This is a genomic window from Veillonellaceae bacterium, from assembly GCA_012523975.1.
Lineage (GTDB): Bacteria > Bacillota > Negativicutes > JAAYSF01 > JAAYSF01 > JAAYSF01.
Genome location: JAAYSF010000065.1, coordinates 42,126 through 58,902 on the forward strand (window position 1 = coordinate 42,126; position 16,777 = coordinate 58,902).

A 16,777-nucleotide genomic window follows, 5' to 3' on the forward strand; every position below is an offset into this window, starting at 1 on the left:
CCTAAGACAGGGGAGAGCAAATGGTAACAGTAAAAGCTCCTGGTTCTTGCGGAGAACTGGTACAAGGAACAATAGATGGCGAAAATTTTTTAATAACCTGCCCTGTTAACATATTTTCTGAAGTTACAGTAATACCGTCAACACGACCTTCAGAGAAATATGATTATATTAAAGTGCGTACAGCTATTGCAAAAACATTACAATATCTCAATATTACGAATGTCCACTTCGATTTTCATATTAGTTCTCAATTACCAATTGGAAAAGGTATGGCATCAAGCAGTGCCGACATAAGCTCAGCTTGCCAGGCTGTTGCTCTCTACCATGGTAAAACTCTAACACCTGCAGAATTAGCTGACATCGCGTTAGAAATCGAGCCAACTGACGCCATTTTTTACCCTGGGATACTCATGTTTGACCATGTAACAGGTCATACTCGGAAGTATTTAGGTACTCCGCCCGATATAGATATAGCTGTTTTTGATGTAGGTGGTGAAATAGACACCTTACACTTCAACCAACGCAATGATTTGCCGGTATTAAACAGGGAAAAGGAAAAAGATGTTAGACTCGCACTTGATTTGGTAACAAAAGGTTTTGCTACCCATGATGTCAAACTAATCGGCCAAGGTGCGACAATTAGTGCTCTAGCTAACCAAAGTATCTTAATTAAGCCAAATCTCGAAGGTATTATAGATTTAAGTAAACATTTTAACGCTGCTGGGGTTAACGTTGCTCATAGCGGCTCAGTCTTAGGCGTGCTTTTTGATAGGAATAGTAATAAAGATCTTATACCCTGTATTTCAGCTATCTGTAAAACTTACCCTGACGCAAAATATCTAAAAACAGTTAAAATTATCTCAGGCGGACTACAAATATGGGAAGGTGATAGCAATAGGTGGGCTAAATGCTTTTGAACATGGCGGTAATATCTATAATGCAGTCCGACGTGGTAGCAATGTAGCTAATATTCTCGACTTCAGTGCTAATATTAATCCGCTGGGTTTATCGGACAGCTTGCGTCAATCTCTGTTGGCTAATTTGGACAGAATAACAGCCTATCCTGATGCTGATGCTCATGATCTCAAAACAGCCATAAGCAGGTACTATGATGTCGATCGACGCTCAATCACAGCCGGGAATGGGGCAGTTGAATTATTATATGTATTATGCAATACGGTACGGCCGCGGCAAGTTTTAGTGCCCGCTCCTACCTTTAGTGAGTATGAACGTGCTGCCCGCTCTTCCGGATCAGAAGTCAAACACTTATATCTAAATTCCCAAAATGACTTTCAAATTAACATTTATAATCTTATTTACGAGATACAGACTAATCCAGTCGATATTTTGTTTATTGGTAACCCGAATAACCCTACAGGCACCATTATGAAAACCCAGGAGCTTGAGCCTATTATTCGAGCTGCACAGTTACGTAATACTTTTGTTGTTGTTGATGAATCCTTCCTTGATTTTTTAGTCGATGACACTCATTATACATGCCGCCGTTTACTACCGCTTTATCAAAATTTAATAATACTTCACTCGTTGACGAAGTTCTATGCCATTCCTGGACTAAGGCTAGGATTTGCCCTAGCGTCGCCCAAACTGACAAATCTCATGCATAAGGGAAAAGACCCTTGGAATGTCAATTCTCTAGCGCAGTGTGCAGGTGTAGCGGCACTGGCAGACCATGATTTTCGCCGTACCACTAAACAATTAATTAATCAGGCAAAAGATGATTTTTACGACCAAATTAAATTAATTTCATCACTTAGGCCTTACCAGCCTTCGGTAAACTTTATACTAGTCGATATTAGTAATACAAAGATGAAATCATATCAGTTACGTACACAATTGGCACAGCAAGATATCCTAATTCGTGATTGCAGCAATTACCCTGGCCTTTCAGACTGCTATATCCGTCTAGCGGTGAAAAAATCTGATCAGAATAACCATTTACTAAGAGCCTTACAAAATATATGTAGGTGATTATATGACAAAAATAATCTTAGTACGGCACGGACAAACGCTGTGGAATGTAGAAATGAAATATCAAGGGCAAACCGATATAGCGCTAACTGAAAAAGGCCTGGAACAGGCACAAATGGTTGCAAAAAGACTGGCTAACGAATCTATTTCGGCGATATACTCAAGTGACTTAAGTCGCGCTTTCGCGACCGCTGAAATAATAGCCGCGAAGCACAATCTGCAAGTAATCGGTGTACCAGAGCTGCGTGAAATTAGTTTCGGCGACTGGGAAGGCCTTACCTATACTAATATAAATTCAGGATGGCCGCAGATTATGGATAAGCTTTTTACCTGTCCGGATGAAGTGACTATTCCCGGAGGAGAATCTTTCCCGCAGCTGAGAGAACGTGCCTCAAAAGCATTAGCTAAAATAGCCGCAAATCACAAAGACCAAAATATTGTAGTAGTTGCCCATGGTGGTACCATCCGTACCCTCATCTGTGCTGCCCTTAATATCCATCTTAACTATGTTTGGAATATCAGGCAGGATAATACAGCAGTCAGCATTCTTGACTACTACGATAATCGTATCATGGTTTCTTTACTCAACGATACTAGTCACTTAAACGATAGATAACCACTTTAAGCCTTGGACAAATTTTCGGCTAAATTGGCGTAAATACTCGTTACAGAATAAAAATGTCATTTTTCCCTGTTTAACTCATATACTATAAAGTACTGCAAAAATAGGGAAGGTGATATTCTTGACTCTGCTGGAAATAATACTTTCGATGGCGACTATAGTGCTTGCTATACAGATACTTATCTTACAGCATCATTATACTAACAAACTATCTGAGTTAACGATTTTATTAAATGATATGTTGGACGTGCTAGATGGCGGAAAGCTTAGTCCGGAGCATTTGGATAAAATAAGGCTGAAAATATTCAACAGCTCACAGTAAAGTGGGCTGTTGCTCTAACTGGAGTGAAAACTATTGTCTTGGAATCTAAAAGAGAAACTGCAACAAATTCTTTCGCAGGAAAGCGGTACTACCGTGTATGCCCCTGGAGCGCGCAATCGGTTTGCTTTCGTTTATCCAAATACGTACCATGTTGGCATGTCAAATCTCGGCCTGCATATTGTCTACCAGCAGATTAATTCACGCAGTGATACAGCTTGTGAGCGCGTCTTCATGCCGGAAAAAAAACTTGAACAAGAGTATCGGCGCACCAATACTCCGCTTATGTCTATTGAAAACCAGCTTCCGCTTTATGAGTTTCCGCTTATCGGCTTTTCTCTGACCTTTGAAATGGATTACTTTAATTTTCTCGCTATTTTAGAACTTGGTAAGGTTACCTTAAAATCCGCTGATCGTGGTGAAGGCGACCCAATTATTATTGCTGGAGGGCCTTGCGCAACTTTTAATCCCGAGCCAATGGCAGATTTTGTCGACGTGTTTGTAATAGGGGAAGGTGAGGAGGTCATTCACGACCTCTTAGATACATACTATGACTGCCAAAATCGGGGAATAACCCGTGAAAGCACTCTGCTTGAACTCGCCAATATTGCCGGACTTTATGTTCCAAGGTTTTATCAGCCAGTTTACAAAGATGACGGTTCTATTCAAGAAATACACCGGATGGCCGATGTACCCAAAACAATTCGCCGTCGTTGGGTAGCCGACCTAAATAAATACGAGGCTCATTCCGTTATTGTTACATCCCATACTGAGTTTAAAAATATGTTTTTAATTGAAGTTGCCCGCGGCTGCGGTAGACATTGTCGTTTTTGTATGGCGGGCTACTGTTTTCGCGAACCCCGAGTTAGATCCCTCGAAAGGCTTAAAAAATCAATCTTATTAGCTAAGCACTATCATGCTAAGATTGGGCTTATGGGAGCGGCAATCTCGGATTACCCTGAGATTGATAAGCTATGCACATCAATTATCAGCCAAAATATGGGCTTTTCAGTTGCATCACTCCGTGCCGATTCATTGACGCAAAGCTTGGTAGACGGCTTAGCAAAAAGCGGACAAAAGACTGTTACGCTTGCCCCAGAGGCCGGAAGTATCAGAATGCGCCATATCATTAACAAAACCATCTCTGATGAAGACTTATTCAATTCGGTTGAAATGTCTATCAAGGCTGGCATTCCAAACATTCGCCTTTATATTATGGTCGGACTTCCATTTGAACAGCAGGAAGATATTGATGCCATTGTAGTAATGGCCGACAATATAAAAAAACATATGGAACTGCAAGGCAGCAAAGGTAAGTTAACACTAAGTGTTAACCCTTTTATTCCAAAGCCTTTTACGCCCTTTCAATGGCTTCCAATGGCAACCCCTGCCGAAGTCGAGGACAAGTTTAAATATCTTACAGCACAGTTTAAAGCTAGAAAAAACATAGAGTTACTTCTAGAGTCTACCAAGGAATCGTATATTCAAGGCATTCTAGCGCGTGGTGATAGAAGATTAGCCCAGGTTTTGCTTGAAGCCCATAAAAATGGCGGCAGTAAGGCTTTTAAAAAAGCTTTGCGAAACTACGGACTGTCCGAAGAGTTTTATTTGTCAGGCAGATTAGATCGAACCGATACGTTACTGCCTTGGCAGCACCTTGATATGGCTTTTGATTCCAAATATCTATTGCATGAACTTGACAAAGCCCGCCAAGAACAGTTTACTGCCCCTTGTACTAAAGGCTGCACTCGTTGTGGTGTTTGTAAAAACTCGTAAGGAGGAATTATGAACGATTTTTTTATCGATAAATCTGAGAACGGCGTTAAGTATGGCTTGTTTAGTCATTTTTGCCGCCTCCACGTCAAGCATGGCATATCAACTCGGATTGGGGGCATGAGCCGTCCACCATATTCAGAGCTTAATTTAGGTCTGCATACCGGCGATAACCAGCATGATGTTATTTACAACAGACTGCTTTTCTGCGAGGCAGCGGGAGTTGTTTTTGACAAAGTAGTTACCGCACAGCAAACTCATGGCGATAATATTGCGATAGTTTCGCATGTTGATATGGGTAAAGGACATGCATCTTATGACCAGTCAATAGAAGATACTGACGCTTTGATTACTAATATTCCGAATATACCACTGATGTTGTTTTATGCTGATTGTGTACCAGTACTAATTGTTGACCCAATCCGAAATGTTGTAGCTGTATGTCATGCTGGCTGGAAAGGGACAGTGGCAAAGATTGCCCAAAAAACTATTCTGAAGATGGCCTCCCAATTCCAAACAATTCCCTCGGATTGCTTAGTTGGCATAGGTCCTTCGATTGGAGCCTGCTGTTACGAAGTCGACCAAAATGTAATTATTAAACTTATGCAAAATTTTAAATCTTGGAAGCAGCTTGTAAAACAAACAAGCGAAACTCATTGGAAACTTGATTTATGGATGGCTAATAAAATTCAGCTTGAAGAGATAGGTGTAAAAAGCCCCAATATTGTTATCAGCGGTATGTGTACATCCTGTAATACTAGCTTGTTTTACTCCCACCGCGCCGAACATGGCCTGACTGGTCGATTAGGCGCTGTTATCTCATTATAAAACGTTATTTTTGAATAAGGCCGGAAGGGTCTTATTTTTTTAGGACCAATTATATATTTTTTGCCATGAAGGAAAGACTACTAGAGGAAAATTATGTTTATTCGCGAATAGAAAATGTGGAGGATTGACTTATAGTGATAACGAACACATTACAAAACGTTTTACATAATATCAATGCCGCTATAAATAGGAGAGTCGGCGATTTTATAACAGGTCAGCACGTAAAACTGGTCGCTGTAACTAAAAATCACCCAGTTTCTACTATTAAGCAAGCTGTTGTAGCTGGAGTTTCATCAATCGGCGAAAACCGTGTCCAAGAGGCATTAAGCAAGCACCCCTTGCTAGACCAAAGCCTTGAATGGCACTTAATTGGTCATTTACAGACAAATAAGGTAAGACAAGCTGTCCCACTATTTGATTTAATCCATTCAGTTGATAGTGAGCGCTTAGCTGTAGAAATTAATCGGGTAGCCCAAAAGTCAAACAAGATACAGAATGTTCTGATTCAAGTTAATGTTGCTAATGAAGAAACAAAATTTGGCCTGCCAACTGAAAAAACCCATGAGATGGCAAGATTAATTTCTACTTTAGAGAATTTGAAACTCTGCGGCCTTATGACAATAGCGCCGTTTTATGAAAATGCCGAATCCGCTCGGCCTATTTTTCGGGAAATGTACAATTTATATAAGGAACTTGCCCTTCTTAATCTGCCAAATACTGAAATTAAATGGCTTTCAATGGGAATGACCAATGATTATACCATTGCTATTGAGGAAGGGGCCAATCTTGTTAGAATTGGAACCGCAATATTTGGAAATCGTGAATACTAAGGGAGGACGATGAAAAGTGAAATTTATGGAAAAGGTTTGGGGCAGCTTAGGTCTCTTTGAATCTGTAGAGGTAGAAGAAGAGCAAAAACCTAGAGTTGAAGAAATAGACACTAAATCCAAGAAAGGCAATGCCACTAGTCTGAATAATGTAGTCAACTTGGCCACATCGCAGAAGCAGATGAAGGTCATGGTTGTAGAGCCGCTATCCTTTGATGATGCTCAGCATATAGCGGATTATCTAAAAAGCCGTAAGCCAGCAGTAGTTAACTTTGAAAATACTGAAAAAGAAGTTGCCAAACGAATGATTGATTTTATCAGTGGTACAACCTATGCACTGGGTGGAACCATTCAAAAGATCGGGAATAATATTTTTTTATGCGCACCAAACAATGTTGATGTCGCCTACAGTCCGCATGAAGAAGGAACCGACAAGGCTATATTGCCTTGGAATTCCAAGTAGGCGAAGCTCAGGAGGAAGACGATGCTTAACAGTAAACGAATTGGGTTCATTGGCGGAGGAGCAATGGCTGAAGCAATTATTACAGGCCTATTAAACTCCGGTTTAGGCAAATCCGCTAATATTATGGTAAGTGACATATCACATTCTAGGCTTGAGTATTTGAGTAAAAAATTTAGCATAACCACCGCTTATGATAATCAACAAATTGCAGAACAGTCAGAAATTCTATTTTTAGCAGTAAAACCCCAGGTTTTAGATAGTGTTATTACTCCGCTAAAATCGGCTGTATCACAATCAACACTAGTCTTATCAATCGCCGCTGGTGTAAGTATTGCAAAGCTTGAGAAATACCTACCCAGCATACCTATTATTCGTGTGATGCCTAATACTCCCCTTGCCGTTGGCGAGGGCATGTCCGCCATTTCCCTTGGCAAACATGCCTCTACAGCTGATGGTGAGGTTGCAATGCAAATCTTTTCGGCATCAGGCAAAGCTGTTGTTGTTGATGAATCACTGTTGGACGCTGTTACAGGCTTGTCCGGAAGCGGTCCTGGTTACGGCTTTGTTATTATTGATGCGTTGGCTGACGCAGGTGTAAAAGTAGGTCTTTCACGTCAAGCTGCCATAATGTTGGCGGCACAGACTCTTTTAGGGACAGCCAAAATGGTGCTTGAAACAGGCGAGCATCCGGCTAAACTGCGTGACATGGTTGCATCGCCAGCCGGAACAACTATTTCCGGCATCCATGTTTTGGAGCAACGTGGCGTTAGAGCTGCGCTTATTGATGCTGTCATAGCAGCATCTGAACGCTCAGCTGAAATGGGGAAACGCTAGCATGACTGATAGAGAAAAAATTTTGCGTTTTTATCGCTCTCAAGGTGATGGGGATTTAGCGGCTAGATTGCTTGATCTCGTTGAATATGCTATTAAATATCGCCGTTATAAAGTGACTGACTTTTTAGATCCACACGGGTTCAGTATTGTTGATACTATAGGTGCCCACTACAATCAGATATCTATAGTAAGCGATGGAGGATATCAAGGAGCTGAAAGAGTTAGGGCAGCCTTTGTTGCTGAAGACTATTCCGGAAATGTCAATTTCAACATAGCAGCTATTTTGATCAGCTGGGACTCTCTTCATTACCACATAACGCACCGGGATGTTTTAGGTAGCCTTATGGGGTTAGGTTTAAAGCGCGAGGTATTAGGTGATATCGTACTAAGACATGGGGCCTGTCACGTTATTGTCGATGACTCGTTGATAGAATACCTCCTCCAAAATCTCGTATCAATTGGCGCAGCTCCAGTAACCGCTACTACAGCGGATCTTAGTGCCATTCCGCCGCGCGAAGAGAGAGTAAAAGAAATAAGAACTACCGTTCCGTCGCTGCGCCTTGATGTAATAGCAGCAGCGGGGTACGGGGTGTCCCGAACTAGAATGTCTGATGAAATTGCTGCGGATAAAATAAAGGTAAATTGGCAAAATGCCAAGAATAGTTCCCAATTAATAAAAGCAGGCGATATTATTTCAATGCGCGGCCGCGGACGTGTTGAAGTGTGCGAAATTATCGGCCAAACTAAAAAAGGCAGAATAAGCATTTTGCTTAAACGCTTTATATAATACAGGAGGCGAGTATATGCTGACACCACTCGACATCCATAATAAAGAGTTTAAAAAATCCTTTAGGGGTTATAGCGAAGAAGAAGTCGATGAATTCCTTGATCGCGTAATCAAGGATTATGAACAGCTATATCGTGAGAATGTCGACTTAAAGGAAACTATTGACCGCATGAACAGCAAGCTTGAACATTATCAACATATGGAAAACACCCTGCATAACACGCTGGTAATTGCACAAGAAACCGCTGAAGAAGTCAAACTAAACGCAAAAAAACAAACGGATCTCTTGCTAAAAGAAGCTGAAATCAAATCACAGCAGCTTATCGATGAGGCAATGACTAAAGTTCGCAGAATGACTGGAGAGTATGAAGAGTTAAAGAAACAGATTCAGGTTTATCGTACAAGAATGAGGACGCTCGTCCAAGCTCAGCTTGAAATTCTTGAAGCAGAAGAAGATTAGTTAACTTCGTGCAATTTGCAATTGAAATATTTGACTAAATTAATCTCTTTTTGTATAATACACTTATCAACTTTACATTCTCGATTGTGATGATGGAGACATAATCAGGAAATGTGGTTTGTCAGCGAGTCAGGATATGGTGTGAGCCTGACCAAATCAATCTTGTTTTATATCACTCCTGAACTGCGAACCGAACTTAGGGTAGAGGATTCGCCGTGTGACGAACGTTACATCGTTCTAAGTGGCTCAATGAGTCATTAGGGTGGTACCACGGGAATATCAAGCCTCTCGTCCCTTTGGGATTGGGAGGCTTTAATTTTTTTGGAGGTGTAGTTTTTTGGACTATAGTAAAACACTTAATCTACCGCAGACAGATTTCCCTATGCGCGGCAACCTGCCTGAACGGGAACCGCAAATGCTTGAATACTGGGAGAAAAATCAAACTTATCAAAAACGGGTAGCTCATTCTAAAGGAAAACCTAAATTCGTTTGGCATGACGGCCCTCCCTACGCAAACGGTAATATTCACATAGGCACGGCATTAAACAAGATCATTAAAGATATAATTGTTAAATACAAATCACATCGTGGCTATGATGCGCCTTTCGTACCAGGCTGGGATACCCATGGTATGCCAATCGAACATGCAGCTATCAAGATATTAGGTCTTAACAGGCATGAACTTGACCCGCTTGATTTAAGACGCGAGTGCAGAAATTATGCTCTCAAATGTCTTGATATGCAGCGTGAAGATTTTAAACGTTTAGGGGTAAGCGGTGATTGGGATAATCCTTACATAACCCTTAACCCCGAATACGAGGCCGAACAAATTGGAGTTTTCGGCGAAATGGCTAAAAAGGGCTATATTTATAAGGGACTTAAAAGCGTTTATTGGTGTACAACATGTGAGACCGCTTTGGCCGAGGCTGAGATTGAGTATGCTGAAAAGAAGTCACATGCAATATTCGTTAAATTTCAACTAGTTGATGATAAAGGTACCCTTCCTGTAGGTGTAGATTTCCAAAATGTCTATGCAGTAATTTGGACAACAACACCTTGGACAATTCCTGCAAACGTCGCTATTGCCGCTCATCCCGAGTTTGAATATGCATGGGTAGAGGCTAAAGGCGAAATCTATTTAATGGCCGTTGAGCTTATTCCGACAGTAGCAAAAGAAAACGATTTAGGCGATTATACCATCCTTGCCAAATGCAAAGGTGCTGACCTTGAAGGAGCAGTTTTCGCCCACCCGCTGATTGACCGTGACTCCACGATTGTTCTAGCGGATTACGTTACACTGGAACAAGGTACAGGCTGCGTCCACACCGCTCCCGGTCATGGCCAGGAGGACTTTGAAACAGGGATGAAATACAACTTGCCGGTTATCAATCCTGTCGACCAAGCTGGTCGTTTTACAGCCGAAGCCGGACAATTCGAAGGCTTATTGGTGCATGATGCTAACGTTCCTATTATAAAAGCTCTTGCGGGCGCTAATGCTCTGCTTGGCAAAAGTTCAATCCGCCATCAATACGCACACTGCTGGCGCTGCAAAAGCCCAATAATTTATCGTGCAACGGAACAGTGGTTCGCCTCAGTTGACGGGTTCCGTGAACAAGCTCTTAAAGCAATCGAGGATGTAAGATGGATACCGGCATGGGGCGAAAGCCGCATCCACAATATGGTTGCAGACCGACATGACTGGTGTATTTCCCGTCAACGTACTTGGGGTGTTCCAATACCAATCTTCTACTGCAAAAAATGTAACGAGCATATCATCACTGATGAAACAATAAATACCGTTAAGGAATTATTCCGTAAAGAAGGTTCTGATTCATGGTGGGCAAAATCAGCCGCTGAAATTTTACCGGCAGGGTTTAAATGCCCACATTGCAACCATGAAGAATTCCGTAAAGAAACTGATATCATGGACGTTTGGTTTGACAGCGGCTCCAGTCATGCAGCCGTACTCAGACAACGTGAAGAATTAAAATGGCCTGCTGATCTATACTTAGAAGGGAGCGATCAGCATCGCGGCTGGTTCCAGTCATCGCTTCTGACCTCAGTAGCTACAACGGGCCGTGCTCCTTATGATGCTGTCCTCACCCATGGGTTCGTCGTTGACGGCGAAGGACGCAAAATGTCTAAATCGATTGGCAACGTAATATACCCGCAAGAGGTTATTAAGAAATATGGTGCCGATATATTGCGGTTGTGGGTTGCATCTGCTGATTATCAAGCTGATATTCGAATATCCAACGATATTTTAAAACAGATGTCTGAAGTTTACCGAAAAATTCGCAATACCTTCCGTTATATACTCGGTAATATCAACGACTTCAACCCCGAAACTGACCAAGTATGCTATGATAAATTGCTTGAGATCGATAAATGGGCCTTGCTCCGCCTAGAACAAGTACGGGAAAAAGCAACTACTGCATATGAAAACTATGAGTTCCACTCGCTATACCATACAATTCATAACTTCTGTGCCGTAGATCTTAGCTCGATTTATCTGGATATTCTTAAAGACAGAATCTATACGGCAACACCTGATTCGCTCGAGCGGCGTGCCGCTCAAACTACTATGTATCAAATTTTAAATACTCTAGTAGTATTACTTGCGCCTGTACTAACCTTCACAGCAGAAGAGGTTTGGCAGTACATGCCTAAGACGACAAATATGCCTGAAAGCGTACAATTAGCTGAATGGCCTGCCTCTAATAAAGAAGCCCTTAATGTACAGCTAGAAGAAAAGTGGAACCGCATTTTATCAATCCGCGGCGAAATTACTAAGGTGCTGGAAAATTCACGCCGTAACAAAGTAATTGGCCACTCACTCGACGCATCAGTAACGATATTTGCCGAAGGGGATGAATATCGGGATCTTAAGGCCGTTGAGGCTGATTTACCTAATATCCTTATAGTTTCATCCGCAATACTAATTGAAGGACTAGCTAAAGCCCCAACTGATACTTATTGTTCCGAAGATGTGAAGATCGCTGTAACAGTAACACCTGCACAAGGCCAAAAATGCGAACGGTGCTGGATTTACAGTGATACTGTCGGCCACGATACTGAACACCAAGCTTTGTGTAAACGTTGTGCAGATGTCGTTAAAAGTTTAAACAGCTAATTTTATTCTAAACCGGGTTAATCCCGGTTTTTTTTCTTTTAACCGGAGATACTATTTTATGGAGGAATGCTAATGAATAAAGAGCCAAAACCTGACTTCGTGGCCGCACAACTTCAAAAGTTAGTTCATCATTTAGAGGCTCTTAAAATAGCGGAGTATGTTGAATTATTTCAGCGGCCCTACAAGTTAATATTATTGAATTTTGTTGCAGGTTTAGCTCGTGGTCTAGGAATAGCAATTGGTGCAACATTAATTTTTGCCATTATGCTGGAGTTTCTGCGAAGATTAATTATGCTCAATATTCCAGGAATAGGAAGCTTCATAGCTGAAATAATCCGCATTGTTGAAATGAAACATACCCAATTTTGAAAAGGAGTGTTCGACTTGACTAAGGACGTTTTTGATTGTATGCGAGAGACACAAAGCGTTCGTTTGTTTCAAACTAATGAAATACCTGAGCCTACTCTGACACGGATTCTTGAAGCCGGATGCTGGGCACCGAGCGCTGGAAATTTGCAGCCATGGTATTTTTATGTCGTTAAAAATGCTGATGTTAAGCAAAAAATAGCAGATGCTTGTTACGAGCAAAACCAAGTTCTTGAAGCTCCTGTTAGTATTGTGATTATGGCAGACCCGGCTCGTTCGAATGAATTATACGGTGAGCGCGGAGCCCAGTTATACTGTATTCAGGATACTGCGGCAGCAACTGAAAATATGATTTTGGCAGCAAATGGGCTAGGGATTGCCTCTTGCTGGGTGGGTGCATTTGACGAGCGCAAAGTTCAGGAAGCAGTAGAGGCGCCGCCTAGGCTGCGGGCTGTCGCCATTCTATGTCTTGGTTATAGTAACGAACTATCACCAAGGCCAAAAGAAAGATTGCGAGTAGCTGAAGTAGCCAAGTTTATTAATTAGGGAGTGTTCTACTTGAATCCTGAAACTCTCAAAAAACTTGAACAAAAGTTAATTAGTGAGAAAAAACTTATCCTTGAGCAAATTTCCCGGCTAGAAGAAACAGGAATTGGCAATATCATGTCTGATTCTGTAGGTGAGTTGTCGGCTTATGACAATCATCCTGCCGACCTAGGCGATGAGCTATTTGAACGGAGTAAGGATACTGCATTGCGTGATAATGCCCATTTGATATTAGAGAATATTGAAAAAGCCTTGCAAAGAATTAGCGAAGGCGTCTATGGGATATGCGAAAAGTGCGGAAAACCTATTGCTATAGAGCGGCTTGATACCATTCCGTGGGTCAGCAATTGCATAGAATGCCAAAAAGGAACGGAAGTTGTAGACCCTACGCCTCGGCCGGTAGAAGAAGAAATTCTGGAACCACCATTTCATCGTACTTTCTTAGATTCAGCGGCATTTGATTTTGTCGGATTTGACGGTGAAGATGCCTTGCAGAGTGTCTTACGGTATGGGAGTTCCGATACTCCTCAAGACATCCCAGGATCATACGATTACAAAGCATTATTCCCTAATAGTAATGAGCATAGCGGCATAGTAGATCATTCAGATGCTATTCCCAGCCAACTAACCACCAACACTTCAAAAAGAAATAAAGCTGATAAAACCGAGCGTCAATAGGGGCTCGGTTTTACACTTCTACTGCGATCCTAATCAGTAAAATCTCTTCCTGAAAGCGCAACTAAATAATGTAATTAAGGGGGTTAATCATTGCCCGAACCTGCGAATAAAAGAATATGTATTTTAAAAGTATCGATCTTGTTTATAGCTTTTTTAGCATATTTTTCTTGCCCAGGTCTTCAAGAATTTATCAAAATTTCAGCAGATCATCTGCAAAGCGGCGACTTCGATAATTTACGTCAGTTCATTTTATCATATGGGATATGGGCGCCGTTAACCAGTGTTGCAGTAATGTCTTTGCAGTCACTTATTCCTTTTGTCCCAGGATTGATAATAACAATCGCCAACGCGTGGATCTTTGGGTGGATATATGGAGCACTTTACTCTTGGCTTGGCTCGCTCGCCGGCGCAATGATTGATTTCAGCATTGCCCGGTGGTATGGCAGACCATTTGCCGAACGCATAGTTAAGCCAAAATACCTTAATTACACCGATTCTTTTTTTACAAAGCATGGTATGATGGCTGTCTTTATCACCAGATTAACACCGTTAGTACCGTTTAAGGTAATTAGCTATGGGGCCGGATTAACTGCTATATCAGCATCTAAATTTGCGTCGGCGACCGGGATTGGCCAAATACCGGCAATTATTTTATACTCAATTTTAGGGCAGAATATGACTAACAGTATACATGCCATAGTAGCGGTTACAACTGCATTATTAGGGCTCAGTATACTTGCCTTCTATTGTCGCGAGATAATTGAACGCCGCTTTTTCCCCGGGAAAGATTGATTGTATTTAAGTCTTGTATAAGTTAAAGATAATATAGTAATGCTAAATATATGCTTGTTTAATTTTTTACTTATACAACTCCATAGGCATTGTAGTATAATTGGATAGATAGTAGGAGGTGATAGTGGTGTATAAAATTAGTAGTGAATGTATTAAATGCGGAGCATGCGCCTCAGTTTGTCCGGTTGGTGCAATCTCAGAAGGTGAAGATCAATATAATATTGATGAGCAATGTATTGATTGCGGATCGTGTGCATCCGTTTGTCCAGTTGGCGCTATAAGTCCTGGCGAATAATAGCTTTATCCGTTAAAGAAGCGTAACCTAATTGTTACGCTTCTTTACGTTTTAAAAAATTTTGGTTATTATATAGTAGCGATAGAACTTAATTCGATGCAATGGATAGGGGAGAACTTTAGTGCCGATATTATTATTAACACTAACAATTATTATTGTTGATCAATGGACTAAGTACTATATTGAGGACACTATGACATTAGGAATGTCGATTCCCATTGTCCCAAATATTTTTCATATAACCTATATTTTAAACCCTGGCGCAGCTTTTGGTATACTAGAGCATCAAACTGAGCTTTTGATATTTATTGCTTTAATTATGATTGCTGCTTTAATTTACTTCTACAATCGTATTCCCCGCACTTTAAAACTCCTGCATTTTGGTCTGGGCCTGCTAGCGGGTGGATCGCTAGGCAATGTTATTGATAGAGTGAGAACCGGCTATGTTGTTGATTTCTTTGACTTTAGGATCTGGCCGGTATTTAACATTGCCGATATAGCGATTGTTTGTGGGGTTAGTGCTATTATCTGGACGCTTTTATTCATTGATAAAGAGGTCGACAAAAATGACTGAAACTATGTACTATCAGACCACTGAAGATGATAAAAATATCCGTCTTGATGTTTATCTTTCAAATCAAATGGAGGGCACATCACGATCTTTTATCCAAAAGTTAATCGCGTCGTCCCAGATTACAGTCAATGATAAGTCAGTGAAAGCTAATTATAAACTTACACCTAATGATATCATTAAGGTACACGTGCCACCGCCGCAAATACTAGAGTTAGTTCCAGAAGATATTCCCTTAGACATAATTTATGAGGACCAATATATAATAGTCATTAATAAGCCACGCGGCATGGTAGTGCATCCGGCGGCCGGCAATTATCATGGCACACTTGTTAATGCTCTTCTCAAACATTGCGGAGATTTATCGGGCATAAACGGTGTGATTAGGCCTGGTATCGTACATCGCTTAGATAAGGATACTTCAGGTGTTATGGTTGCCGCAAAAAATGATCAGGCTCATGTAAGCTTAGCTCAGCAAATAAAGAACCGTACGGCGAGTAGACGCTATATTGCAATCGTTCATGGAAATGTTCAAGCCGATGATGGAGTAATTAATGCTCCGATTGGCCGTCATCCAATTGATCGCAAAAAAATGGCAGTAACCTTTAGTAATAGTAAGGACGCCATTACTAAATTTCATGTGCTAAAAAGGTTTGGCGACTATACTTTAATTGAATGTAAGCTTTTAACGGGAAGAACGCATCAGATTAGAGTACATATGACTCACATTGGCCACCCTCTAGTAGGCGATCCAAAGTACGGGCCTAATCGTTCGCATTTTAATATTAGCGGCCAAGCGCTGCATTCAGCCGATTTAACCTTAGAGCATCCTGAAACTAGTCAACAAATGACCTTTTCAGCGACTTTACCTAAAGATATGAAGGATATTCTTAAGGTTTTAAATAATAAATCCAGATAATATAAATACCTGAGGAGGTTTATATGGTTACATTATTTGAAAAAACATTATTAATGGATGCGCAAGCGATAAAACGCGCCTTAACACGTATCGCCCATGAGATTATTGAAAAAAACAAAGGAATAGAGAACATTGTTATAGTTGGTATTAGGACGCGTGGAGTTCCACTAGCTGAAAGACTGGCAGATGCGATTGAAAAAATCGAGGAACATAAGCTGCCTGTTGGATTTCTCGACATTACTTTGTATCGTGATGATCTGTCTACGCTAAGCTATCAACCTATCGTACACCAAACCCAAATTCCAATTGATATAAACGGTAAGACAGTAGTATTAGTTGATGATGTTCTTTACACCGGAAGAACAGTGAGAGCAGCTCTAGATGCACTAATTGATATTGGCCGCCCTAAAGCTGTTCAGTTGGCAGTATTAGTTGACAGGGGGCATCGTGAATTGCCAATACGAGCAGACTACGTAGGTAAAAATGTACCTACCTCTAGTAAAGAAGTAGTCGCAGTGCAAATTCTGCCTATCGATAAATACGAACAAGTAATCATTAAAGAAATATCCGAATAA

The 16,777-nt window shown here is 41.1% G+C and carries 19 protein-coding genes; all 19 read left to right on the forward strand.

The genetic code is table 11. From position 1 onward, the window contains the following. Positions 1 to 20 precede the first annotated feature (20 nt). Positions 21 to 917 (forward strand): GHMP kinase, encoded by an 897-nt coding sequence (locus GX348_08520; protein NLP42222.1) that lies wholly within the window; start codon positions 21 to 23, stop codon positions 915 to 917. Beyond that, positions 895 to 1,989, forward strand: a complete 1,095-nt coding sequence (locus tag GX348_08525; GenBank protein NLP42223.1) for a threonine-phosphate decarboxylase — start codon at positions 895 to 897, stop codon at positions 1,987 to 1,989. Before GX348_08520 ends, GX348_08525 begins: the two co-directional genes overlap by 23 nt. A gap of 4 nt (positions 1,990 to 1,993) precedes the next feature. Beyond that, positions 1,994 to 2,605 carry an alpha-ribazole phosphatase gene (cobC, locus tag GX348_08530; GenBank protein ID NLP42224.1) on the forward strand — a complete coding sequence of 204 codons (612 nt, stop codon included), beginning with the start codon at positions 1,994 to 1,996 and terminating at the stop codon, positions 2,603 to 2,605. Positions 2,606 to 2,966: 361 nt separating this feature from the next. Further along, entirely contained in the window at positions 2,967 to 4,706 is a 1,740-nt protein-coding gene (locus GX348_08535) for a TIGR03960 family B12-binding radical SAM protein (protein NLP42225.1), read from the forward strand. A gap of 9 nt (positions 4,707 to 4,715) precedes the next feature. After that, entirely contained in the window at positions 4,716 to 5,531 is an 816-nt protein-coding gene (gene pgeF, locus GX348_08540; protein NLP42226.1) for a peptidoglycan editing factor PgeF, read from the forward strand. A 134-nt stretch (positions 5,532 to 5,665) separates the two neighbouring features. Then, the gene (locus tag GX348_08545) at positions 5,666 to 6,361 is read left to right on the forward strand and encodes a YggS family pyridoxal phosphate-dependent enzyme (protein ID NLP42227.1); all 696 of its coding nucleotides are present in this window, start codon (positions 5,666 to 5,668) and stop codon (positions 6,359 to 6,361) included. A 16-nt stretch (positions 6,362 to 6,377) separates the two neighbouring features. Next, positions 6,378 to 6,821: a cell division protein SepF gene (locus tag GX348_08550; protein ID NLP42228.1), complete on the forward strand. Its 444-nt coding sequence runs from the start codon at positions 6,378 to 6,380 to the stop codon at positions 6,819 to 6,821. Between the two features lie 21 nt (positions 6,822 to 6,842). Then, entirely contained in the window at positions 6,843 to 7,655 is an 813-nt protein-coding gene (proC, locus tag GX348_08555; protein NLP42229.1) for a pyrroline-5-carboxylate reductase, read from the forward strand. A 1-nt stretch (position 7,656) separates the two neighbouring features. Further along, entirely contained in the window at positions 7,657 to 8,442 is a 786-nt protein-coding gene (locus GX348_08560) for an RNA-binding protein (GenBank protein ID NLP42230.1), read from the forward strand. Between the two features lie 16 nt (positions 8,443 to 8,458). Next, the gene (locus tag GX348_08565; GenBank protein ID NLP42231.1) at positions 8,459 to 8,902 is read left to right on the forward strand and encodes a DivIVA domain-containing protein; all 444 of its coding nucleotides are present in this window, start codon (positions 8,459 to 8,461) and stop codon (positions 8,900 to 8,902) included. 337 nt (positions 8,903 to 9,239) lie between these two features. Beyond that, positions 9,240 to 12,035 carry an isoleucine--tRNA ligase gene (gene ileS, locus GX348_08570; protein NLP42232.1) on the forward strand — a complete coding sequence of 932 codons (2,796 nt, stop codon included), beginning with the start codon at positions 9,240 to 9,242 and terminating at the stop codon, positions 12,033 to 12,035. Positions 12,036 to 12,107: 72 nt separating this feature from the next. Continuing rightward, positions 12,108 to 12,404 (forward strand): hypothetical protein, encoded by a 297-nt coding sequence (locus GX348_08575; GenBank protein NLP42233.1) that lies wholly within the window; start codon positions 12,108 to 12,110, stop codon positions 12,402 to 12,404. 15 nt (positions 12,405 to 12,419) lie between these two features. Next, positions 12,420 to 12,947 carry a nitroreductase family protein gene (locus GX348_08580; GenBank protein ID NLP42234.1) on the forward strand — a complete coding sequence of 176 codons (528 nt, stop codon included), beginning with the start codon at positions 12,420 to 12,422 and terminating at the stop codon, positions 12,945 to 12,947. A 12-nt stretch (positions 12,948 to 12,959) separates the two neighbouring features. Continuing rightward, positions 12,960 to 13,625, forward strand: coding sequence for a transcriptional regulator (locus tag GX348_08585; protein NLP42235.1), 666 nt, complete (start codon positions 12,960 to 12,962; stop codon positions 13,623 to 13,625). A 114-nt stretch (positions 13,626 to 13,739) separates the two neighbouring features. Continuing rightward, entirely contained in the window at positions 13,740 to 14,417 is a 678-nt protein-coding gene (locus GX348_08590) for a TVP38/TMEM64 family protein (GenBank protein NLP42236.1), read from the forward strand. 127 nt (positions 14,418 to 14,544) lie between these two features. Beyond that, a complete protein-coding gene (locus tag GX348_08595; protein NLP42237.1) occupies positions 14,545 to 14,712 on the forward strand; it encodes a 4Fe-4S binding protein in 168 nt (55 codons plus the stop codon). Positions 14,713 to 14,833: 121 nt separating this feature from the next. Then, positions 14,834 to 15,286, forward strand: coding sequence for a signal peptidase II (lspA, locus tag GX348_08600; GenBank protein ID NLP42238.1), 453 nt, complete (start codon positions 14,834 to 14,836; stop codon positions 15,284 to 15,286). Next, positions 15,279 to 16,202 carry an RluA family pseudouridine synthase gene (locus GX348_08605; protein ID NLP42239.1) on the forward strand — a complete coding sequence of 308 codons (924 nt, stop codon included), beginning with the start codon at positions 15,279 to 15,281 and terminating at the stop codon, positions 16,200 to 16,202. Before lspA ends, GX348_08605 begins: the two co-directional genes overlap by 8 nt. Positions 16,203 to 16,225: 23 nt before the next feature. After that, entirely contained in the window at positions 16,226 to 16,777 is a 552-nt protein-coding gene (gene pyrR, locus GX348_08610) for a bifunctional pyr operon transcriptional regulator/uracil phosphoribosyltransferase PyrR (protein NLP42240.1), read from the forward strand.